Below are 20,952 nucleotides of genomic sequence, written 5' to 3'. Positions count from 1 at the left end.
AGCCCATCGGGACACGTTTGCCGGCGGGTTTTTTTTGCCCCAATAGCCAGTATGCCTAACAATTTTGGCTGAATAGCCGGGACGAAATCCCGACGCTACGATGGTGCACACCCTGACCAATGGTTGCCGCACGACGGCGAGCCTCGATGAATGTTTTTTTCTGGATGTTGCTCGATCCTGGCGTGCCGATTGTCGGACCAGTCTTCACGCTGGCGCTCGTCGCACCCGCGCACGGCTGGCACGTCGCGAAGGCATTGATCGGCGCCTCGGTGAAAAACGGCCAGCTGTTCTGGTGTGCGATTGGACTGTGGCGCTGGAGCGGGGGAACGGTGAACTGTCGTTGCTGGCGTTCAATATCGTGGGATTTTCGATCGTCGTGCTGTTGTGTTCGCTCAGTGTATGCGACGAGCAATGGGACGCGACTGCCAGTGATCGAACGGCAAGGGCGCGCGCAGAATATTGTCGCGCAGCGCGATGAACCGATGAGCTAGTTACTCGTTTCGCTGAGGTCTGAAAAAAATCAGGTGCGCGTTATGACGGGGGCGCCTGTGGTCACCCTCATCGTTTGCGTCAGCGAGATGGCGCTGCTTCTGCCGCCATTCTGATGCGGTAGCGGGACGGTCCGGATAGACGGTCATGGTGTAGCGCTCACTGCGCGGCACCGCGCGGTCTTTCCTTCGGGCATCAGAACAGCCGCAGCAGCCCGTCCAGTCCAACATGGTTGAACGCCACGCTGGCCGCTTCGCGCACCACCGGCTTCGCGCGGAAAGCGACAGACAGACCGGCGGCGGCCATCATCTTCAGATCGTTCGAGCCGTCGCCCATCGCAATCGCACGGGTCGGTTCGATGCCGAGCGTGGCGCACGTTTCGCACAGCGTGCGCGCTTTCACATTGGCGTTGACGATCTCGCCGATCACATTGCCGGTCAGCTTGCCGTCCACGATTTCGAGCGTGTTTGCGCGCGTGAAATCGAGACCCAGGCGTGCTTTCAGTTTTTCGGTGAAGAACGTGAATCCGCCCGACACCAGCAGTGTTTTCAATCCCGCTTCTTTCGCACCGGCCAGCATCCGCTCCGCGCCCGGCGACAGTTGCAGGCGCTCTTCATAAACGCGTTCGAGCGCGCTTGCGTCGAGACCCTCGAGCAGTGCGACGCGGCGCGTCAGGCTTTCGTTGAAGTCCTTGATCTCGCCGCGCATCGAAGCCTCGGTAATCGCCGCCACTTCGGCCTTCAGGCCGCAGAAGTCGGCGATCTCGTCGATGCATTCGATCGTGATCAGCGTCGAATCCATGTCCATCGCGACCAGCCCGAAGTCGCGCAACTGGCGGCCGGCCTCGACGAACGCGTAGTCCAGTTGATGGGCAGCGCAATAGACCTCGACATCGCCGCGCTGCGCGACGCTTGCGTCCGCGATGCGAAGTGAGTTCGCGTCGATGACGGTGGCGTGCGACCCCCGCGCGAGCGCGATGAGCGTGGTGTGGTGATCGGCGGAAAGAGGCGCGGGGCTTTGAATGACGAGGTTCATGGACGACGCAGTGATGCAGGAAAGAGGGCGCGCGGCGCGCGCGGAAAATCCCGCTATTGTATCGGTTCCGCGGAACGCGCCATCGCGAGCGCCCAGGCGGCGGCACAGGGACGGGGTGCCAGAAAAGGATCGGCACGCCGGGCGGTTGATTGCGCTCCGCCGTTGCATGCGTGCATCACGCTCGTGTGTCGAACGTCCCCGCTAAACGCGAGGGGACCCGCCGCCGTTTCTTCAGCAGCGCCACCAGGCCGCGCGTGCGGAGGGTGCGAACGCGCCCCGCGCAGTACGACGATCAAGCCCAATCACCCGGGCCGGTTCGCATGCGAGTCCCGCTGCACGTGCGTCGTGCAATCCCTCCACGCCCGGTTCATACTGTCGCTTCCAACGACGCCCACCGGCCTGTGCCCGTCCCGACCTTGCGCGCCCGTCACCGCCAGCGCACGTCGGAACAAACACACTGGCACAAGCAACAAGGCGCATCCCTACGGAGACAACCGCATGACCCCGGCGACCGCCAGCGACGCATCCTCTCTTGCACGCGACTTCGACCTTCGCCACCTGAGCCCCGCGTTCTACGCCAATCCCTATCCGGTCTACCACGCGCTGCGCAGCCACGAGCCGATCCGGCGCATGCCCGACGGGTCACTGTTTCTGACGCGCTTTCGCGACGTGCAGGCGGTCTACCGCGACCCGAAAACCTTCAGCTCCGACAAGACCGTCGAGTTCAAGCCGAAATACGGCGACTCGCCGCTCTACGCTCATCACACGACCAGCCTCGTCTTCAACGACCCGCCGCGTCACACGCGCGTGCGCAAACTGATCGCAGGCGCGCTCACCGCGCGTGCGATCGCGGCGATGGAGCCGGGCCTGATCCGCCTCGTCGATGGCTTGCTCGATTTGGCGGCCCGGCGCCGCCGCATCGATCTGATCGGCGAGTTCGCATCGGCGATTCCGGTCGAGATCATCGGCAATCTGCTGGACGTTCCGCATGACGAGCGCGAGCCGCTGCGCGACTGGTCGCTCGCGATCCTCGGCGCGCTCGAACCGTCGCTCAGCGACGCGCAGCTCGAACGCGGCAATCGCGCGGTGAGCGAGTTCGTCGACTATCTGCGCGAACTGGTCGCGCGGCGCCGGCGCGAACCGGGCGACCCGCAGCACGACGTGCTGACGCGGCTGATCCAGGGCGAAGCGGGTGGCGAGCAATTGTCGGAAGCGGAGTTGCTGCAAAACTGCATTTTCATTCTGAATGCCGGGCACGAGACCACTACCAACCTGATCGGCAATGGACTCGTCACACTGACCGACTGGCCCGAGCAGCGCGCCGCGTTGCTGCGCGAGCCGTCGCTGATCGAGTCGGCGATCGAGGAATGTCTGCGGTACGAGAGCTCGAACCAGCTCGGCAACCGCATGGCGAGCGTCGACACCGAGATCGGCGGCGTCGAGATCGCGCGCGGCACGCCGGTCACGCTGTGCATCGGCGCGGCCAATCGCGACCCGGAACAGTTTGCGCAGCCGGACCGTTTCGACATCCGCCGCGATCCGAACCGGCATCTCGCGTTCGGCTTCGGCATCCATCAATGCGCCGGGCTGTCGTTGGCGCGGCTCGAGGCGCGCATCGCCATCGGACGTTTCGTGCAGCGTTTTCCGACGTATCGCCTTGCTGGCGAGCCGACGCGTGGCGGACGCGTGCGCTTTCGCGGCTTCGCGGCCGTGCCGGTCGACGTCGCGCCCGAAGCGGGGCCGGCATAGCGCTGCGCACCGTAGCTTTTGCCGTCCTGACGAAAGTCTTACCGCCCGGGTAGCGGGCCGCGCTTCATCCGAAGCGCCGCGGCGCCACGCCTACACCGCGCCCGGCTTCGTCCGCCGAACCGTGGCACGCTTGCTGCTTCGCTTCAAGTCTTAGGCTACGGGAGCGCACGATGGCACACATGATCTGGAAAGGCGCAATCAGTTTCGGGCTCGTCCACGTGCCGGTGCAGTTGTATCCGGCAACGCAGTCGGAGAAGGTCGGCTTCAATCTGCTGGACAAGCGCACGATCGATCCGGTCGGCTACAAGCAGATCAACAAGCGCACGGGCAAGGATGTGAGCCGCGACAACATCGTGCGGGGGTTCGAGTACGAAAAGGACAAGTACGTCGTGCTGTCGGACGACGAAATCCGCGCGGCGAATCCCGAGTCGACGCAGACGGTCGACATCCTCGCGTTCGTCGATGCACCCGATATCTCGTTCCTTTACCTGGACACACCGTACTTCCTGACACCCGACCGCAAGGGCGACAAGGTCTATGCGTTGCTGCGCGAAGCCATGAAGGCGTCGGGCAAGGTCGGCGTCGCGAGCGTCGTGCTGCACAACAAGCAGCATCTGGCGGCGCTGATTCCGGTCGGCCCGGTGCTGGCGCTGAACACGCTGCGTTGGGCCGCCGAGGTGCGCGGCTTCGACGAATTCAAGCTGCCTCCGGAAGGGATGAAGGCCGCGGGTGTGTCGGCGCGGGAACTCGACATGGCGAAGAAGCTGATCGACGACATGAGCGATGCGTGGGACCCGTCGCAGTATCACGACACGTTCCGCGACGACATCATGGCGCTGGTCGATCGCAAGATTCGCGCGGGCAAGACCGAGGAGATCACCGAGGTCGAAGCGCCGCACGAGTCGCGGCAATCGGCCGATATTCTCGACCTGTCCGATCTGCTCAAACGGAGCCTGGGCCGAGGCAAAGGCAAGCCGGCGACAGGCGCTCGCAAGCGCGCGGCAGACGATGACGACGATCAGGACGACGCCGAGGCTGACGGCAAGGCTTCGACGCCGGCGCGAAAGAAGCCTCGCACGTCACGCGCGGCGAGCACGCCACGCAGTCGCGGCAGCCGCAGCGGTGCTGCTGGCACTCGGGCGACGGCCGCCAAAACCGCAGCGGCGCCAGCGGCCCGCAAGCGGCGCGCGGCCGCATGAACGCCCGCCCACCTAGGCGTCGCGCTGACGGTTAGCGCCGCGCCCTATCCACTTTGGACGACGTCATCGCCATGAACGACAGACTCGACCTCTACAACCGCAAGCGTCGCTTCGACGAAACGCCGGAGCCTGCCGGCACCCGGAAGGGCTCGAAGCGTTCCGCCGGCCGCAAAACGGCGGAACGCTCGAACGACCAGACGCTCGCTTACGTGATTCAGGAGCATGACGCGCGGCGGCTTCATTACGACTTCCGGCTCGAACTCAATGGCACGTTACTGTCGTGGGCGGTGCCGAAGGGGCCGAGTCTCGATCCGTCGGTGAAGCGGCTGGCGGTGCACGTCGAAGATCACCCGGTCGAATACGGTTCGTTCGAAGGAGAGATCCCTGCGGGCAACTACGGGGCGGGCAGCGTGCTCGTGTGGGATCGCGGCTCGTGGGAGCCAGTGGGTGGCGCGGCGGAGGCGGCGCGCTCCTATGCGGCGGGCAAGCTCAAGTTCCAGCTTCACGGTGAGAAGCTGCGCGGCGGCTGGGCGCTGGTGCGCAGTCACATGCGCGGCAGCGGCGACAAGGAACAGTGGCTGTTGATCAAGGAGCGCGACGATGAAGCGCGCGACGAGAGCGAGTATGACGTTCTGAAGAAGCGTCCCGGGAGTGTGCTCGGTGGCGGGTCGGCAGCGGGGAGTGGGGCGAACGCGAGAGGTGCTGCGGGCAAAATCGCGAGCAAGGGGAAAGGGAAAACCGCAAGCGGGCGGCCGAGTAAAACTGCGCTCGTCAGCGAAGGCGAAATTGCAAACGAGACTCCCGGCAAAGGCAGGAAACGGAAGGACGCAAGCAGCACGGCAAGCCACACAAGATCCGCATCGTCGAGCCGCGCGGACCCGAAGCGGCCCGACATCGTCTCCACCCGCACCGGGGAGTCTCTGCGCGAGCTCGCCGCGTCGCCGTCGATCGAAGGGGCCGTCAAGGCTCGTTTGCCCGCCACGTTCAAGCCGCAACTGGCGACGCTCGTCGATGCCGCTCCACCTGGCGACGACTGGGCCTACGAAATCAAGTTCGACGGCTATCGCGTGCTGGCGCGCATTGAGCGTTCGGTCAAAGGCGGCGCCGTCAAGGTATTCACGCGCGCGGGCAACGACTGGACCGCGAAGTTCGGCAAGCAGGTTGAGGCGCTCGACCAACTCGGCCTCGAAAGCGCATGGCTCGACGGCGAAGCGGTCGTGCTCGACGAGCAGGGCGTGCCGAGTTTTCAGGCACTGCAAAACGCGTTCGATTCGAACCGTCCGCAAGACATCGTCATCTATCTGTTCGACGTGCCGTTCCTGAACGGCTACGACTTGCGCGGCGTGCCGCTCGAACAGCGCCGCGCGATTCTGCGCGCGCTGCTCGACGAGGTCGACGACAGCGTACTGCGCTTCTCGAACGACTTCGCGTTCAGTGCCGGCGAACTGCTCCGGAGCGCGTGCGACATGGCCCTCGAAGGCATCATCGGCAAGCGGCGCGACAGCGGCTATCTGTCGGGGCGCTCGCAGACGTGGATCAAGTTGAAGTGCCGGCGGCGCCAGGAGTTCGTGATCGGCGGATATTCGGAGCCCAGCGGCAGCCGCGCGGCGTTCGGGGCGCTGCTGCTCGGCGTCTACGACGGCGAGGGGCGGCTGCGCTACGCCGGGCGGGTCGGCACGGGCTTTGACGCCGCGCTGCTGCGCACGGTCAAGAAAGCGCTCGACGCCCACGAGACGAAGCGCATGCCGTTCGCCGCCGCGCCGCGCGAGCGCAGCCGCACGCCGGTGCACTGGGTCGAACCGGTGCTTGTCGCCGAATGCAACTTCGCCGAGTGGACGAGCGACGGCATCGTGCGCCAGGCGTCGTTCGTGAGTCTGCGCGACGACAAGCCGGCGCGGCAGATCGTCAAGGAAACATCCCGCCAAGGAGCCGACGTGCAACAGCAAACCGATAACGGGTCCGATGCCGCGCCGAAGAAGCGGGCGGTGTCGAAGGCGGCCGGGTCAAAGACCTCTGCTTCGCAGACTACCGCCTCAAAGACCGCTGCTTCAAAGACCACGACCGCAAAGACCACGACCGCAAAGACCGCTGCGAAAACAACCACCCGCAGCGAAGTCGCAAGCGTGCGCATCTCCCACCCCGACCGTGTCATCGACAAAAGCACCGGCACGCGCAAGATCGACCTCGTGCGGTACTACGAGTCCGTCGCCGACTGGATGCTGCCGCATCTGCAGGACCGGCCGGTGTCGCTCGTGCGTGCGCCCGAGGACATCGGCGGCGAGCTGTTCTTTCAGAAGCACAGCCAGAAGCTATCGATTCCGAACGTCACGCAGCATCCCGGCCTCGACCCCGACCATCCGCCGCTGATCACCGTCGAGACGATCGAGGCGCTGGTCGGCGCGGCACAAATGGGCACGGTCGAATTTCACACGTGGAATGCGCTCGCCGCGAATATCGAAAAGCCCGATCGCATGGTGTTCGATCTCGACCCCGACGCGGGGCTCGGCTGGGAGCGCATGATCGAAGCCGCGCAACTCACGCGCTCGCTGCTCGACGAACTCGGCCTCAAGTCGTTCTGCAAGACGAGCGGCGGCAAGGGCCTGCATGTCGTCGTGCCGCTCGCGAAGCAAGCCGGCTGGGACGAGGTGAAGGACTTCTCGCAAGCCATCGCGCAACATATGGCGGCGACGCTGCCCAAGCAATTCAGCGCGAAGATGGGCGCGCAAAATCGTAAGCAGAAGATCTTCGTCGACTATCTGCGCAACAACCGCGGCTCCAGCACGGTGGCTGCATTCTCGGCACGCGCGCGGCCGGGGCTGGGCGTGTCGGTGCCGCTTTCATGGGACGAGGTCGCTGCCACCACGGGCGGCGATCAGTGGACCATCGAGAACCTGCACGAGCGTCTCGCCGATCTCGCAAGCGATCCTTGGGCGGATTATGCGAAGACGCGCCAGCGCATTACCGCCGCGATGAAAAAACGCCTGGACGGAGCGCGATGAGCGTTTGCCAGCCGATTTCACTCAATACGGGAAGGAGCACATCATGAAGACCTCACCGCAATCGTCGGACGGCGACAAGCAGGCCGATCCGCATGGGCAAAAGCACCCGCGTTCGTTGCAGGACGCCGCCGCGCCGCTGCCGCATGAAACCGATCAGGAGCCGGAATCGCAGCACGAGGACGAGCCGCGCCATATCGGCAAGCAGGCGCATCGGGATCTCGAACACGGCCTGAAAGACACCGACCGCCGTGGCGGCGACGAGTATCAGCAGCAGACACAGAACGATACGCACACCGATGTGAATTCGGACGGCAAGCAGGGCGATGCGGGGCGGCCAAGCAAGCGCTGATGGAGAGGACGTGGAGCGCCGGTGGACGGGTGGGTGGAATCGGGCGCGGTGTTGCCGCTGGTTCGGCTCAAGCCAGCTCGAACCCAATCTCACTCAGCCTCACCATCCCAATAAGGCGGATCGCCAAAATGCGCTGCCAAAAACTCGATGAACGCGAGCGTCTTCGGTGGCACGAACGCGCGGCTCGGATACACGGCCCAGATCGCCACCTGCTCGGCGAGCGGATAGGCGTCGAGCACGCTGACCAGGGTGCCGCTGCGCAAATAGGGCGCCACGTCCCACGTCGATTTCAGCGCGATGCCGAAACCTGCGAGCAGCGCATCGCGGATCACCTCGCCGTTGTCGGTGACGAGCCGTCCGCTCACGCGCACGTCGAGCGGCCCGGCAGGCGTAACGAAGGCCCAGTCGCGCTGGTCCGACAGAATCATGCATTCGTGCCGCGCGAGATCTGACGGGTGACGCGGTATGCCGTGTGCGGCGAGATAGGCGGGCGCCGCGCACAGCACCCGCCGGTTCACCGCGAGGCGCCGCGCGACCAGCGACGAATCCTTCAGCACGCCAACGCGGATCGCCACGTCGATCCCCGCATCGACGAGATCGACCAGTTGATCGGTGAGCCGCAAATCGACGCTGACGCCGGGATGGCGGCGCAGAAACTCGCTGATCACCGGCGACACGTGCTGCCGCCCAAACGACGACGGCATCGACACCCGCAACCGGCCCTGCGGCTCGGCTTGCGCACGGCCCACCGACGCGCGCGCGGCGGCCGCCGCGTCGAGGAGCGCTTCGGCGCGTGTCATGAACACTTCGCCGTCCTGCGTGAGACTGATGCGGCGAGTCGTCCGGTGCAGCAGGCGCGCGCCGAGGAGCCGTTCCAGTTGGGCGATCCGCGAGCTCGCGACCGCCGCCGACAAACCGAACTCGCGGCCGGCGGCCGACACGTTGGCGAGCAGCGCGGCACGCACGAACAGGGCGACGTCGAGCAGATCGAGCCGCTCCCGTTCGCTGGACGAGGATCGCGCGGTGCGATCGGAAAGAGTCATTATTCGGAAATTAAAAAAGATGTTTAAGGCATTATGCCGGTGTTAGAAGAGTAAGAATCGCCGTAGGATGCCGCCCATGGATCGACGGCAAGGTTCGCCGGTCCTCCATCTCATTGAAACGGACAGAACAGGAGTCTCCATGAAAGCCGTCGGTCTCTACCGTTACTTGCCGATCGATCAAACCGAAGCGCTGGTCGACGTCGATATTCCGACACCCGAAGCCGCCGGGCGCGACCTGCTGGTGAAGGTCGAGGCGATCTCCGTCAATCCGGTCGACACCAAGGTGCGCGCGCCGAAAGACAGCGTCGAAAAGACGCCGCGCGTGCTCGGCTGGGATGCCGCCGGCACGGTCGCCGCAGTCGGCCCGGACGTCACGCTGTTCAAGGTCGGCGATCCGGTGTTCTACGCGGGCAGCATCACGCGGCCGGGCGCGAACAGCGAGTTCCATCTGGTCGACGAACGGATCGTCGGGCGCAAGCCGGCGTCGCTCGATTTCACGCACGCGGCCGCGCTGCCGCTGACCGCGATCACCGCGTGGGAAGCATTGTTCGACCGCCTCGGCGTGTCGCCGCAAGGCGCGGACGAAGGCCGCACGGTGCTGATCTTCGGCGGCGCGGGCGGGGTCGGCTCGATCGGCATTCAACTGGCGAAGCAGTTGGCGAAGCTGAAAGTGATCGCGACCGCGTCGCGTCCCGAATCGGCGAAATGGGCGACCGAACTGGGCGCGGACCATATCGTCGATCACTTCGGCGACATTCCCGCGCAGTTGAAAAAGCTCGGCATCGAGCAGGTCGATTACGTGCTGATGTTCAACGACACCGACAAGAATTTCCCTGCAGCCGCGGAGATCATCAAGCCGCAAGGCGGCATTTGCACGATCGTCGAGAACAGCAGCCCTGTGCCGGTCGAACTGCTGAAGGCGAAAAGCGCCGCGTTCCATTGGGAGTTCATGTTCACCCGTTCGATGTTCGGCACGCCCGACATGATCGAACAGCACAAGCTGCTGACCGAAGTCGCGCGCCTCGTCGACGCGGGTGTGCTGCGCACAACCGTCGGAGAAGAACTCGGGACGATCAACGCGGCGAATCTGCGCCGTGCGCATCGGCTGCTCGAACAAGGGCGCGCGATCGGCAAGCTGGTGCTCACGGGCTTCTAAGGCGCGCAGCGCGCGAATAGTGTGGTCGATAGGGCCGGCGCGGCAGCGATGTGCGCCGGCCATGTTCATTTGCCGCGCATCATGCGAGACAACGCAATGGGATGTGCGGCGGCACGGTGCGGTCGAAGCGGCGGCCCGAACCTCCCACTATCCCGGCGTTTCGCCGATTGCACACGCAGAAAACGCGTCCCTGCAAGCGGGTTAACACCCGAGCCTATGCGGCGCGCGCGGCGCCGCGCTTGGCGTTAGACTGGCGGTGCATCATGCGAAAACAGTTGCGTGTCTCGCGCGCCGGTTCGCCGGACCAACCGCCTCAATCGGCGGTGCAGCACAGACAGTAGCGTTGAAGCGGGGCGCGCAGCGGCACAACAACGAGGTGACAGTATGAGCTCCAGCTTCAAACTCTCCGCCGTTTCAGTTGTCGCTTCTCTCGCTTGCGCGCTCGCGCCCGTCATGCTCGTGCCCGCGGCTCACGCGGCCACGCCGATCACGGTGACGTCCCAGTCCGCGCTCGACGGTCCGATCCGCTACACGGTTCGCGTCACGTCGAAGCAGTTCGGCAACTCACAGGAAACCCGCACGATCCGCTCCGGCGAGACCGACGACTTCACGTGGAAGACCGTGCCGCCGGGCGGCCCGGTGGCCGGCACGGATGCGTGTCCCAACTATGCGTCGCTGCCGGTCGACACCAACGGCGCGATGATCCGCCAGACGCAGATCCGCTTTGCGCCGGTCGTCAGCAGCGACGGCACGGCGAGCGTGCAGATGAACTTCCAGGCGCAGACGCCGCGCGGTGTGAAGACCGTGACGAGCGGCGGAAAAACGCTCAAGTGTCCGAACGATGTGCGCATGAGTCAGATTCTGCGCTTCACGATGCCGGTCAATGGCAGCACGAAAACGCTCACGCTCAGCGACGGCACCGAAGTGGCGGTCAGCGCCAAGCGCTGAACCCGGTTGAAGAGAATCGCGGTGGCGTCGGCGGCGCGCTGCAGGTGTGCCGCTGGGTGGATGAGCGGCCCTTTACGGCGATGTCCTCGGCGCCCCACGTGAACCTCGCGCGCCGCTGCGGCGTCAAGCGAGTTAGCCGGGGCGTATCGAGCGAATCTGAGCATGTCTGCCGCTGCGCCTTCGCGCGAAGTTTGTCACGAGGTGTTTAGCACTGACTGAGCATGCCTAGCCGCCGTGCTGTGTTGGTGAGCGAGACATTGCTCAGCCGCCAGGCACGGCCCGTCTGCCCACCCCTCACCGCCGCTTCACCGCCCGCTCCACCAGCCGCGCCGACAAAAACCGGTGCTCCGCCGAAAATAGCCGCCGGTATGTCAGCAGCACCGCGCCCACGGTCCCCAGCGACGATGACGCCGCGATCAGAAACATAATGACGATCTGATAGCGCACCGCCTGCAGCGGCGACTGCCCCGCCAGCACCTGGCCCGTCATCATGCCGGGCAGGCTCACCACGCCGACCACCGCCATCTGGTTCAACGTCGGCATCATGCCTGCGCGCACGGCCTGCTGCGCCGGGGCCTGCGCCGCTTCCCAGCGCGTCGCGCCGAGCGCGAGCGCCATCTCGACGCGATCGCGCCGCGCCGTCAATTCCTCGGTCATCCGTTCGATGCCGAGCGACACGCCGGTCAGCGTATTGCCGAGGATCATTCCGAGAATCGGAATCGCATATTGCGGTTCGTACCAGGGATGAATGCGGATTACGACGAACAAACCGACCGCGGCCACCAGCCACGAACTGACCCAGATCGACAGCACGCTGTCGGCGCGCTGCCCGGCATAGGTACGGCTGCCGCGCCCCGCGCCCGCGAAGCCGGCGATCAGCGTCATCACGATCATCAGCGGCAGCACGACGTACCAGCGGCCGTAACTGAATACCCAGCCGAGCACATAGCCGATCGCAAGCAGTTGCACCACGGTGCGCAGCGCGGCCCACGCGAGCTTGCGTTCAAGATCGAGCTTCAGCGCCACCGACACCGCGCCGTTGACGACGATCAGCAGCGCGGCGATCGCGACGTCCCACAAAGTCAGGTTCTGCAATGTCATGGCGCGGGCTCCTGATGCGCGGACATCGGCGCGGTGATTTCGTCGAGCGTGCCGGCGCGCATCGTCAGATGGCGTTCGCTCATGCGCGCCGCTTGCGCCGAATCGTGCGATACCCAGATCGACGCATGACGGCCGGGATCGGCGTCGAACCACGCGCGCACCAGAGCTTCGATCGCGAGCGACGACGCCGGGTCGAGCGATGCGGTAGGTTCGTCGAGCAGCAGCACCTCGGGTGCGAGTTGCAGCACGCGGATCAACGCGGTGATCTGCGCTTCGCCGCCGGACAGTTCGCTCGCGCGTTTGTCGAGAAAATCGTCGGCACGGCCCGCCTGCGTGGCGAGACTAGTCGCCCGCGCGCGATCGAAGCGCACGTCGCGATAGGCGCGCAATTCGAACGGATAGCGCAGGTTGTCTTCGACACTGCCGTCGAGCAGCGCGGGACGCTGCCGGATATAGGCGACGTTGCGCCGGTAACGCGGAATCGCGGTGCGCTCGACCGCCGCACCGTGCCACAGCATGCGTCCCGCATCGAGCGGATCGAGCAAGGCGAGTGCGCGCAGCAACACGCTCTTGCCCGAGCCGGACGCACCGGTGATCGCGACCCGCTCGCCGGCGTGCAGCGCGAAGGTCGTCGGCTGCAGCAGGGTCTGGCCGCGCAGCGCATCACGCCGGACCATACCGTCGGCGAGGACGAGGGGAACATCGGTCATAAGCTGGATCGTAGTGGGTTGTGCCGCGGCCTGGATCACCTGCGAGGCGGCGCGCCGTGCCGCCGATTCGCTGTAGCGGGGTGCAGCATGATAAAACGACAACGCGACCGACAACGCGATCCATCGCGAGGCGCCGGGCATGATATCTGCTGCCCGGTCCATCACGAAGAACAATGACGGAGCTTCGCAATGGCAGTGTCGAGCATCGGACGGCGAATCGGAAAAGTCATCGCCTGGCTGCTGGCGACCATCGTCCTTCTGATTATCGCGCTGATCATTTTTATTTTGACCTTCGACTGGAATCGCGCCCGGCCTTATGTCAACGACAAGGTCACGCAAGCTATCGGCCGGCCGTTCGCGATCAACGGGGACCTGAAGGTGGGCTGGCGGCATCCGGTGGGCGAGAGCGGCTGGCGCGGCTGGGTGCTCTGGCCGCGCTTCTCGGCGGCCAATATCACGGTGGGCAATCCCGACTGGACCAAACAGCCGAACTTCGCCACGCTCGATGAAATCGATTTCCAGGTCAAAGTGCTGCCGCTGCTCGCGCACGACATCGTGATTCCGGCGATCAACCTCGTCAATCCGTCCGTCGATCTCGAACGTCTGCTTGACGGGCGCAACAACTGGACTTTCAAATTGCCTGCATCGACCGGGCCGTCCGAATGGAAGCTCGATCTGCACGACATCGCGTTTGCGAAGGGCAATATCGCGCTGTCCGACCAGCAGAAGAAAGTCGACGCGCAGATGGTCATCGACACGCTCGGCCAGCCGATTCCGATCGGTGAGGCGATCAAGCAGCAGGAGGCGGCCTCGCGCAGCGCGTCCGCGCAGGCGATCGGCAAAACGGGCGCGAGCAGGCTGACCGCGCAGGCGAATGCGCAGGCGGCATCGGAGGCCGCGGCGGCATCGGCGGCAGCCGCCTCGGCCGCCTCGGGCGCCTCGGCGACCGATATCGATGCATCGGGCGCAAGCGCGGCGACGGGCGCCTCGGGCGCGCTGACGGCCGGCGGTTCGCGCGTGGCCAGTGAGAGCGCAGCCGCATCGGGGGCGAGCGAAACGAAGGCACAGCAGAACGCAGCGGCAGGGGCGAAGCGGGAGGTCCCGCCGTATGCGATCGGCTGGACCATCAAGGGCACCTATAACAAGACGCCGGTGGCGGGCAGCGGCAAGGTGGGCGGCGTGCTGGCGCTCCAGGACGCGAACCGGCCGTTCCCCGTGCAGGCCGACGTGAAGGCGGGCGACCTGCACGTGGGCCTCGTCGGCACGATCACCGATCCTGCGCATCTCGCGGCGGTCGATCTGCGCCTCTGGTTGCAAGGCAACAGCATGGCGCGCCTCTACTCGCTGACGGGCGTGACCTTGCCCGACACCCCTCCGTACGCGACCGAGGGCCGGCTAATCGGTCAATTCAGGTCGAGCGGCAACGTCTTCAAGTATGAAAATTTTACAGGCCGGGTCGGCGGAAGCGACCTGAACGGTTCGTTGACCTATACGGCGCGCGAGCCGCGTCCGTTGCTGCAGGGCGAACTGGTGTCGCATCTGCTGCAGTTCTCGGATCTGGCACCGGTGATCGGCGCGGATTCGAACGCGAGCAAGGCCAAACGCGGCGATGCGAAGGCGCAGCCGAGCGGCCGCGCGCTGCCGGTCGAGGAATTCCGCACCGATCGCTGGAAGGCGATCGACGCCGACGTCAGGTTCACCGGCCGGCGCATCGTCAAGACGACGGACCTGCCGATTACGGACCTGTACACGCATGTCGTGATGACCGATGGGGTCCTCTCGCTGGAGCCGTTGAAATTTGGCGTGGCGGGCGGCTCGCTCGCATCGGACATCCATCTGGACGGCAGCGCGGTGCCGCTGAAAGGGCGCTTCTCGACCTCGGCGCGGCATCTGAAGCTCAAGCAGTTGTTCCCGAACTTCAAGACGATGCAGAACGCGCTCGGCGAGATCAACGGCGACGCCGCCTTGACGGCGACCGGCAATTCGCCGGCGGCGCTCGCGGCCACTTCAAACGGAGAATTGAAGGCGCTGGTGACGGAGGGCACGGTGAGCCGTCTGCTGATGGAAGCGGCGGGGCTGAACGTGGCGAACGTCGTGTATGAAAAACTGTTCGGCAATCGCGACGTGAAGATCAATTGCGCGGCCGCCGATTTCGTCGCGACCAACGGTGTGCTCGAATCGCGCATATTCGCACTCGATACCGACGACGCGGTGATCAACATCGACGGCACCGTCAATCTGCGCGACGAGACGCTCGATCTTGGCGTGCATCCACATACCAAGGGCTTCCGGGTGTTTTCGCTGCGCTCGCCGCTGTACGCGAAGGGCACCTTCAAGGACCCGCACGTCGGCGTGAATGCGGCGGCGCTCGCGCTGCGAGGCGGCGCGGCCATCGGGCTCGGCCTGATCAATCCGTTCGCGGCGCTGATTCCGCTGCTCGCGCCTAGCAACAACAAGCCGCTGCCGTGCGCGCAGTTGCTGTCGCAGGTTCGTCAGGCGCCGACTGCGCCGCCGCCAGGCGTCAAGCAGAAGCCCAAGGCGCCGCTGTCTCTGGAAGGCGCGCCGGTCAACAAGTCCGTGGGCGGTGCATCGTCTCCCGCCGCGGTGAATCGAAAGCCCGCTGTCATGTCACCGGCGAGCGCGGCCGAATATAAGGGGAGCTGATGTTTTCCATGCTGCCGGTACTGCCCGCGGACTGGCTGAGCTGGAGCGTCGGCGGCGGCCTGTCGTTCATCTTCCTGTGGCTGATCAGCGTGCCGCCTCCGCGCGGCCACGCCGACGAATCTATCCCGGAGTAACGGACAGCGGCACGCCGCCTATGGGGCGCACGCGGTCAACGCGGTGCCTGACATGGCAAGTTCAACTGAAGAGAGGGGATGCAGCGCCACCCGGATCACACCGGTGGCGCTGCCGGATGCGGCAAGTGCAGGAATGAACCGCTGGGGCTATCGCAACGTCTCTACCGGAGCGAGCGCGGTGTGGCATCGCCCGCGGCATCCTGCCGACGCACACCTCGCCGCGAACCGACTCGCGTAGCGCCGAATTCCGTGAGAATCTTGCCGCGCGCGCGGCTGGCGAAGACAAGGAAGCCGAAGCCGTCCGCCTCGTACCAGTACCCGCCGTTCTCGAGCCCGTCGAGCGGCTGTTCCAATGCATTGGTGATGGATTCGATGCAGCGTCGCCTCAATTCGGCGGCCGCCGGATAGGGCGGTTGCGCGCCGCGCACGCTGCACAGGAGCACGTCGAGCCCGGGCAACACATGGGCATACAACACCGGCTCGTCTTGTGCACGAGCACGCGCAATCTTGGTGTCGAGCTGGCCGAACGGTTTGAAATGCCGCAGTACCGCGAGGAACGACTCATCGCCGTCCACCTTCGCGCGTCTACGCTTTTTCGGGAAGGACATAAAAATTCGCCTGAAAAAGAATTGCAAGAAACGCTGCGTCCTCATGCGACAACTCCCGGCTTCGCGCGCCGCACGTCGATCTTTTATAGCATACGACAAGGTCGGATTCACGATGAATCGACGCCTTTGCCGCCTCATCGCCTCCCGCACGAATCATGCCGAACCGCCTCGCCGCGCGCTTTCGCATCCCAGCACATCTGTTTCCATCATAGACGCACGAGCCGCCGAAAAAACATCCAATAACAATAAAAAAGTCATTTTTATGTGGGCGAGCGCATCTTGCGGTCGCGTTGAAATATCTTGCGTTCACGTCGATAATGGCCCGGCCGGCTGCATTGCGCAGCGCGCGGGGCGCTCGCCTCTGGCGCTTCAGCGGCGCGCGCGCAACCGGTGCTCGCGAGCCGCCTCGGCACGAACGACCCTTCGGGCGAAACATGAAATTATTCACGAAGGGTCTGCTGCTGATTGCAGTGCCGAGCGTGGTCGAGCTGGCGCTTCTCGGCGTCGTCTTCGATACCCAGGAGCAGACAGCGCAGGCCGCGCAGTGGGTCGACAACAGCAAGCAGATCCTCTATCAGTCATCGGCCCTCGTCGATCCGCTGCTGCGTCAGGCCGCGCGAGTGCGCACGGCCATGGCGACCCACGACGCCTCGCTGCTCGAGCGTCATACGGTGTGGGTCGACCTCGGCGACCGTCTGTCGAAACTCGACGCGCTGGTCGCCGCCACGCCGCAGCAGCTCGAGCGCGTGCGCAACATGCAGCGCGTGGTCGATGCCTATCGCGCGCATACGCTCGCCATTTCGCAGGCGCTGCACGAGGGGCGCAGCCTCGCGCCGTTCATCGCACGGGAGAGCGGCGCATTGCCGCAGCAGATTGTGCTGTTTCGCGACGAGCTCACCGCGTTCGGCAACGAGGCCACGCGGCTCGATGCGGACCGTTCAGCGGCGCTCGCACGGCGCCGCGAGCGCCAGCAATACGCGCTGATCGCGGCGGTGTTGGGCTCGATGCTGATCTGGGCGGCCACGGCGGCAGTGTTCGCGCGCAGCATCGGGCGGCGCCTGGAAGTGTTGACCGACAACGCCGAGCGCCTTGGCAACGGCCGGCCGCTCGCAGTACCGCTGTCGGGCAACGACGAAATCTCGACGCTCGACGCCGTGCTGCATCAAACCGGTGCGCGTCTGCGCGAAGCGGAGAACAAGCAGGCCACGCTGAAGACACGGCTTGAGGCGCACGCGCTGGCGCTCGCGGGCGTCAACGAGGAGCTGCGTCAGGAAACGCAAGACAACGAAATGTTCATCTACAGCGTGTCGCATGATTTGCGTTCGCCGCTGGTGAATCTGCAAGGCTTTTCGAAGGAATTGCAGGTGTCCTGCGACGAACTGGATACCATCGTGGCGCAGGCCGGATTGCCGGAGGCGCAGCGCCGGCGCATGGCGCATATTCTCGACGGCGACGTGCGCGAGTCGTTGCACTACTTGCGTACCGCGGTGACGCGGTCGGCGGCGATCATCGACGCGCTGCTGCGCATTTCGCGCGCGGGCCGCCTCGAATATCAATGGCAGCGGGTCAGCGTTGGACGCGTGGTGGGCCGCGTCGTCGACGCGCTGCGGGGCGCGATCGGCCAGCGCCAGGCGGTCGTCACGGTGCGCGAGTTGCCGCCTGCATGGGGCGACCCCGCCGCGCTCGAGCAGATCTTCAGCAACCTGATCGGCAACGCGCTGAATTTTCTCGATCCGGCACGTAGCGGACGTATCGAGATCGGCGCACTGGAGCCCGGACCGGTCGACGAAACCGAGCCGCACGCGGTGCGCATGCGCACGTATTATGTCCGCGATAATGGCCTCGGGATACCGGCTGCGTATATGTCGAAGGTGTTCCGCGCGTTCCAGCGTCTGCACGGCGAGGTCGTGCGCGGCGACGGCATCGGACTCGCGGTGGTGCGGCGCACGGTGGAGCGGCATGGCGGGCGAGTGTGGGTCGAGTCGGCCGAAGGTGCGGGATCGACCTTCTTCGTCGCGTTGCCCGAACAGCCGTTACGCCTCTGACGTGGCACGGGCGGGCGCACGGCAACGGTGCGGACATGACGGGCGTGACGGACACGGCGGACCTGACAGTCCGCATGGCTGGACGAATGAATAGCACGGAGCGCATATGAGTCACGGGGAAACCGTCAGTATCGTGCTGATCGAAGACGACGACGGCCACGCCACGCTAGTCGAGCGCAATCTGCGCCGTGCGGGCATATCGAACGGCTTCGTGCGTCTTCGCGACGGGCAGCAGGCTCTCGATTATTTCTTCGGCCCGGCGCCGCCCGAAGGCGCAGGCGGTTCGACGCCGAGCCCCGTCGCTGACATTTATCCGCCGTGCGCAGACCTGACCAATTTCGTCGTGCTGCTCGATCTGAAAATGCCGCGGGTCGACGGCTTCGAAGTGCTGCGGCGTCTGAAGGAATCGTCGCGGACCGCCTCGGTGCCGGTCATCGTGCTGACCACGACCGACGATCCGCGCGAAATCGCACGCTGCTACGAACTCGGCTGCAACGTCTACATCTGCAAACCGGTCGAATACGAAGCGTTCATCGAAGCAGTGCGCCGTCTGGGCTTTTTCCTGCAAGTGGTCAAGCTGCCGCCCGGCCATCGGCTCGGCGCGCGGTGATCGCGGGCTTGCGCGCGTGCGTGTCCCGGTGCAGCCCGAAGCTGCCCGAAAGCCGCTCATGACAAGATAGAGCAAACCGACAGACCAACCGATCAGCCAGAGGACAGTTCGCATGACCGAAGAAGTGTCCACGCCGCACGCCGCCTATGTGCTCGTCGTCGATGACGACGAAGGCATTCTGCGGCTCGCGCGCAAGTCGCTCGAACGCGCCGGCTGCCGGGTCGCGATCTGCGCGGGCGCCGATGCCGCCCGTGCGCGGCTCGCCGACGGCGGCCCCGATCTGCTGGTGCTCGACTACCAGTTGAGCGGACCGGAAACCGGACTCGACTTCTTTCGCCGCCTGCGCGCGGAAGGCGTGCGGATTCCCGCGATCCTCGTGACAGGTTTCACCGATGAGTCGCGCGTGATCGAAGCACTGCGGGCGGGCGTGTCCGACGTGGTGCCGAAGGCCGGCGATTACCTCGATTACCTGCCGGAAGCCGTCGAGCGCGTGCTGTCGCAAGTGCGCCTGCAACGAGCATCGGACGAGGCCTTGCTGCTGCGCGATCGCGAGCAGCATTACCGCACGTTGTCGGAAGCATTGCCGCACCTCGTGCTGACGTGCAACGCGGCCGGCGACTGCGATTTTCTCTCGAAGCAGTGGTGCGACTACACGGGGCTCTCCGACCAGAGTTCGTATGGTCTCGCCTGGCTGGACGCGGTGCATCCCGACGATCGCGAGGCGATCCGCCGCAGTTGGCTCAAAGCGGTGGCGAACCCGACCGGCGATTACCGGCGCGAGATGCGGATTCGCCGCCATGACGGCGAATACCGCTGGTTCGACACGCGCGTGGTGGCGGTGCGTGACGCCGAACGCAACGTCGTCAAGTGGTTCGGCAGTTGCACGGACATTCATTCGCAGCGCGAGGCGATCGAGGAACGCGAGCGGCTGCTCGCATCGGAGCAGGCCGCCCGTCAGACCGCCGAAGAAGCGAACCGCGCGAAGGACCGCTTCCTGGCGATGCTGTCGCATGAATTGCGCACGCCGCTCACGCCGGTGCTGGCCGGCGCCCGCGTGCTGGAGATGATTCCCGATCTGCCCGACCAGGCGCGCAACAGCGTGCGCATGATCCGTCGCAACGTCGAACTGGAAGCGCGGCTGATCGACGACCTGCTCGATCTGACGCGCGTGGCGAACGGCAAGCTGCGGCTGTCGCTCGAAACGGTCGATGTGCACGACGTGATGGACAGCGTGCTCGAACTCTTTCGCAGCGAGATTCAGATCAAGCAACAGGATGTGCACGTCGACAAGCGGGCGACCCATCATTACGTGCTGGCCGATCGCGCGCGCCTGCAACAGATGCTGTGGAACCTGATTCGCAACGCCGCGAAGTTCACGCCCGACGGCGGCCATATCTACGTGCGCACGCGCGACGAGCGCATGCACGTGCAGATCTGCGTGGAGGATACCGGCATCGGTATCGAGCCGGAACAGATCGGCAAGCTGTTCAACGCGTTCGAGCAGGGCGGCCAGAACATGACGCGGCAATTCGGAGGGCTGGGTCTGGGCCTCGCGATCACGAAAGCGTTGACCGACGTGCACGGCGGCACCGTCACCGCGCAGAGCCCCGGCGCGCACTGCGGTGCGACCTTCACGATCACGCTGCCGACCGCGGCGCCGCCATCGGGCGCGCAACCGGTCGCAGTTCAGGCCGCGGTGCACTCGGGCGGATTGCTGACCATCCTGCTGATCGAAGATCACGTCGATACCGCCGAGGTGATGGCGCAGCTGATCCGTGGCCTGGGTCACGACGTGACCGTGGTGGGCCGGGTCGACGATGCGCTCGCCGCCACCCAGCAGCAGGCTTTCGATCTGATCGTCAGCGATGTCGGCTTGCCGGACGGCACGGGCCTCGATTTCATCAAGGCGTTTCGCGAGCACTCCGATGCGCCCGCCGTCGCGCTGACCGGCTTCGGCACCGATGAAGATGTGCGCCGCTGCCTGAGCGCGGGCTTCACGTCGCATCTGACCAAGCCTGTCAATTTCGGCCAGCTCGAAACGATGATCGAAAGCGCGGTGAATCTGAAGGCACAAAAGTAGGCGTGACGCGTGCGCCGCATGAGCGCGTTGCTT

17 protein-coding genes are annotated in these 20,952 nt (G+C 65.3%); 12 read left to right on the top strand and 5 right to left on the bottom strand.

Features of this window, described 5'->3' with window-relative positions; translation table 11 throughout:
- Positions 1–100: 100 nt before the first annotated feature.
- Positions 101–478, top strand: a complete 378-nt coding sequence (locus HV770_RS01020) for a hypothetical protein (protein WP_175157700.1) — start codon at positions 101–103, stop codon at positions 476–478.
- A 206-nt stretch (positions 479–684) separates the two neighbouring features.
- On the opposite strand, the gene serB is transcribed toward HV770_RS01020, so the two are convergent.
- Positions 685–1,524, bottom strand: a complete 840-nt coding sequence (gene serB, locus HV770_RS01015; RefSeq protein ID WP_175157699.1) for a phosphoserine phosphatase SerB — start codon at positions 1,522–1,524, stop codon at positions 685–687.
- Between the two features lie 498 nt (positions 1,525–2,022).
- Between serB and HV770_RS01010 the strand changes: the two genes are divergently transcribed.
- From HV770_RS01010 to HV770_RS00995, 4 genes are all read left to right on the top strand, one after another.
- Positions 2,023–3,273 carry a cytochrome P450 gene (locus HV770_RS01010; protein WP_175157698.1) on the top strand — a complete coding sequence of 417 codons (1,251 nt, stop codon included), beginning with the start codon at positions 2,023–2,025 and terminating at the stop codon, positions 3,271–3,273.
- A 170-nt stretch (positions 3,274–3,443) separates the two neighbouring features.
- A complete protein-coding gene (gene ku / locus HV770_RS01005) occupies positions 3,444–4,472 on the top strand; it encodes a non-homologous end joining protein Ku (protein ID WP_175157697.1) in 1,029 nt (342 codons plus the stop codon).
- Between the two features lie 71 nt (positions 4,473–4,543).
- Positions 4,544–7,471, top strand: a complete 2,928-nt coding sequence (gene ligD / locus HV770_RS01000; RefSeq protein ID WP_175157696.1) for a DNA ligase D — start codon at positions 4,544–4,546, stop codon at positions 7,469–7,471.
- Positions 7,472–7,514: 43 nt separating this feature from the next.
- Positions 7,515–7,820, top strand: a complete 306-nt coding sequence (locus HV770_RS00995) for a hypothetical protein (protein ID WP_175157695.1) — start codon at positions 7,515–7,517, stop codon at positions 7,818–7,820.
- 89 nt (positions 7,821–7,909) lie between these two features.
- Here HV770_RS00995 and HV770_RS00990 read toward each other — a convergent pair whose 3' ends face one another.
- Positions 7,910–8,863, bottom strand: a complete 954-nt coding sequence (locus tag HV770_RS00990; protein WP_175157694.1) for a LysR family transcriptional regulator — start codon at positions 8,861–8,863, stop codon at positions 7,910–7,912.
- Positions 8,864–9,002: 139 nt separating this feature from the next.
- Here HV770_RS00990 and HV770_RS00985 point away from each other — a divergent pair, with 139 nt between their 5' ends.
- Positions 9,003–10,019 carry a zinc-binding alcohol dehydrogenase family protein gene (locus HV770_RS00985; protein ID WP_175157693.1) on the top strand — a complete coding sequence of 339 codons (1,017 nt, stop codon included), beginning with the start codon at positions 9,003–9,005 and terminating at the stop codon, positions 10,017–10,019.
- Positions 10,020–10,403: 384 nt separating this feature from the next.
- Positions 10,404–10,967 carry a DUF6013 family protein gene (locus HV770_RS00980; protein ID WP_175157692.1) on the top strand — a complete coding sequence of 188 codons (564 nt, stop codon included), beginning with the start codon at positions 10,404–10,406 and terminating at the stop codon, positions 10,965–10,967.
- 294 nt (positions 10,968–11,261) lie between these two features.
- Here HV770_RS00980 and HV770_RS00975 read toward each other — a convergent pair whose 3' ends face one another.
- Both HV770_RS00975 and HV770_RS00970 read right to left on the bottom strand, forming a co-directional pair.
- Positions 11,262–12,068 carry an ABC transporter permease gene (locus HV770_RS00975; protein ID WP_121318312.1) on the bottom strand — a complete coding sequence of 269 codons (807 nt, stop codon included), beginning with the start codon at positions 12,066–12,068 and terminating at the stop codon, positions 11,262–11,264.
- Positions 12,065–12,778 (bottom strand): ABC transporter ATP-binding protein, encoded by a 714-nt coding sequence (locus HV770_RS00970; RefSeq protein ID WP_175158011.1) that lies wholly within the window; start codon positions 12,776–12,778, stop codon positions 12,065–12,067. Before HV770_RS00970 ends, HV770_RS00975 begins: the two co-directional genes overlap by 4 nt.
- Positions 12,779–12,967: 189 nt before the next feature.
- Here HV770_RS00970 and HV770_RS00965 point away from each other — a divergent pair, with 189 nt between their 5' ends.
- The gene (locus HV770_RS00965; protein ID WP_175157691.1) at positions 12,968–15,442 is read left to right on the top strand and encodes an AsmA family protein; all 2,475 of its coding nucleotides are present in this window, start codon (positions 12,968–12,970) and stop codon (positions 15,440–15,442) included.
- Positions 15,442–15,576, top strand: coding sequence for a hypothetical protein (locus tag HV770_RS39340; RefSeq protein WP_281366188.1), 135 nt, complete (start codon positions 15,442–15,444; stop codon positions 15,574–15,576). Before HV770_RS00965 ends, HV770_RS39340 begins: the two co-directional genes overlap by 1 nt.
- A 161-nt stretch (positions 15,577–15,737) precedes the next feature.
- Here HV770_RS39340 and HV770_RS00960 read toward each other — a convergent pair whose 3' ends face one another.
- Positions 15,738–16,229 carry a hypothetical protein gene (locus HV770_RS00960; protein WP_175158010.1) on the bottom strand — a complete coding sequence of 164 codons (492 nt, stop codon included), beginning with the start codon at positions 16,227–16,229 and terminating at the stop codon, positions 15,738–15,740.
- 389 nt (positions 16,230–16,618) lie between these two features.
- Between HV770_RS00960 and HV770_RS00950 the strand changes: the two genes are divergently transcribed.
- The 3 genes from HV770_RS00950 to HV770_RS00940 all read left to right on the top strand — a co-directional run bounded on the left by HV770_RS00950 (position 16,619) and on the right by HV770_RS00940 (position 20,919).
- Positions 16,619–18,229: a sensor histidine kinase gene (locus tag HV770_RS00950; protein WP_175157690.1), complete on the top strand. Its 1,611-nt coding sequence runs from the start codon at positions 16,619–16,621 to the stop codon at positions 18,227–18,229.
- Positions 18,230–18,335: 106 nt separating this feature from the next.
- The gene (locus HV770_RS00945; protein ID WP_175157689.1) at positions 18,336–18,839 is read left to right on the top strand and encodes a response regulator; all 504 of its coding nucleotides are present in this window, start codon (positions 18,336–18,338) and stop codon (positions 18,837–18,839) included.
- Between the two features lie 112 nt (positions 18,840–18,951).
- The gene (locus HV770_RS00940; RefSeq protein WP_175157688.1) at positions 18,952–20,919 is read left to right on the top strand and encodes a hybrid sensor histidine kinase/response regulator; all 1,968 of its coding nucleotides are present in this window, start codon (positions 18,952–18,954) and stop codon (positions 20,917–20,919) included.
- The last annotated feature ends 33 nt before the right edge of the window (positions 20,920–20,952 follow it).

Source organism: Paraburkholderia fynbosensis, assembly GCF_902859935.1.
GTDB classification, from domain to species: Bacteria; Pseudomonadota; Gammaproteobacteria; order Burkholderiales; family Burkholderiaceae; genus Paraburkholderia; species Paraburkholderia fynbosensis.
Note: the sequence above shows the minus strand (reverse complement) of the source record. Positions and strands in the feature narration are given on the sequence as shown.

Coding starts and splice junctions, on each gene's coding strand:
- HV770_RS01020 (WP_175157700.1), top strand. CDS start 101: ATGGTGCACACCCTGACCAATGGTTGCCGCACGACGGCGAGCCTCGAT.
- serB (WP_175157699.1), bottom strand. CDS start 1,524: ATGAACCTCGTCATTCAAAGCCCCGCGCCTCTTTCCGCCGATCACCAC.
- HV770_RS01010 (WP_175157698.1), top strand. CDS start 2,023: ATGACCCCGGCGACCGCCAGCGACGCATCCTCTCTTGCACGCGACTTC.
- ku (WP_175157697.1), top strand. CDS start 3,444: ATGGCACACATGATCTGGAAAGGCGCAATCAGTTTCGGGCTCGTCCAC.
- ligD (WP_175157696.1), top strand. CDS start 4,544: ATGAACGACAGACTCGACCTCTACAACCGCAAGCGTCGCTTCGACGAA.
- HV770_RS00995 (WP_175157695.1), top strand. CDS start 7,515: ATGAAGACCTCACCGCAATCGTCGGACGGCGACAAGCAGGCCGATCCG.
- HV770_RS00990 (WP_175157694.1), bottom strand. CDS start 8,863: ATGACTCTTTCCGATCGCACCGCGCGATCCTCGTCCAGCGAACGGGAG.
- HV770_RS00985 (WP_175157693.1), top strand. CDS start 9,003: ATGAAAGCCGTCGGTCTCTACCGTTACTTGCCGATCGATCAAACCGAA.
- HV770_RS00980 (WP_175157692.1), top strand. CDS start 10,404: ATGAGCTCCAGCTTCAAACTCTCCGCCGTTTCAGTTGTCGCTTCTCTC.
- HV770_RS00975 (WP_121318312.1), bottom strand. CDS start 12,068: ATGACATTGCAGAACCTGACTTTGTGGGACGTCGCGATCGCCGCGCTG.
- HV770_RS00970 (WP_175158011.1), bottom strand. CDS start 12,778: ATGACCGATGTTCCCCTCGTCCTCGCCGACGGTATGGTCCGGCGTGAT.
- HV770_RS00965 (WP_175157691.1), top strand. CDS start 12,968: ATGGCAGTGTCGAGCATCGGACGGCGAATCGGAAAAGTCATCGCCTGG.
- HV770_RS39340 (WP_281366188.1), top strand. CDS start 15,442: ATGTTTTCCATGCTGCCGGTACTGCCCGCGGACTGGCTGAGCTGGAGC.
- HV770_RS00960 (WP_175158010.1), bottom strand. CDS start 16,229: ATGAGGACGCAGCGTTTCTTGCAATTCTTTTTCAGGCGAATTTTTATG.
- HV770_RS00950 (WP_175157690.1), top strand. CDS start 16,619: ATGAAATTATTCACGAAGGGTCTGCTGCTGATTGCAGTGCCGAGCGTG.
- HV770_RS00945 (WP_175157689.1), top strand. CDS start 18,336: ATGAGTCACGGGGAAACCGTCAGTATCGTGCTGATCGAAGACGACGAC.
- HV770_RS00940 (WP_175157688.1), top strand. CDS start 18,952: ATGACCGAAGAAGTGTCCACGCCGCACGCCGCCTATGTGCTCGTCGTC.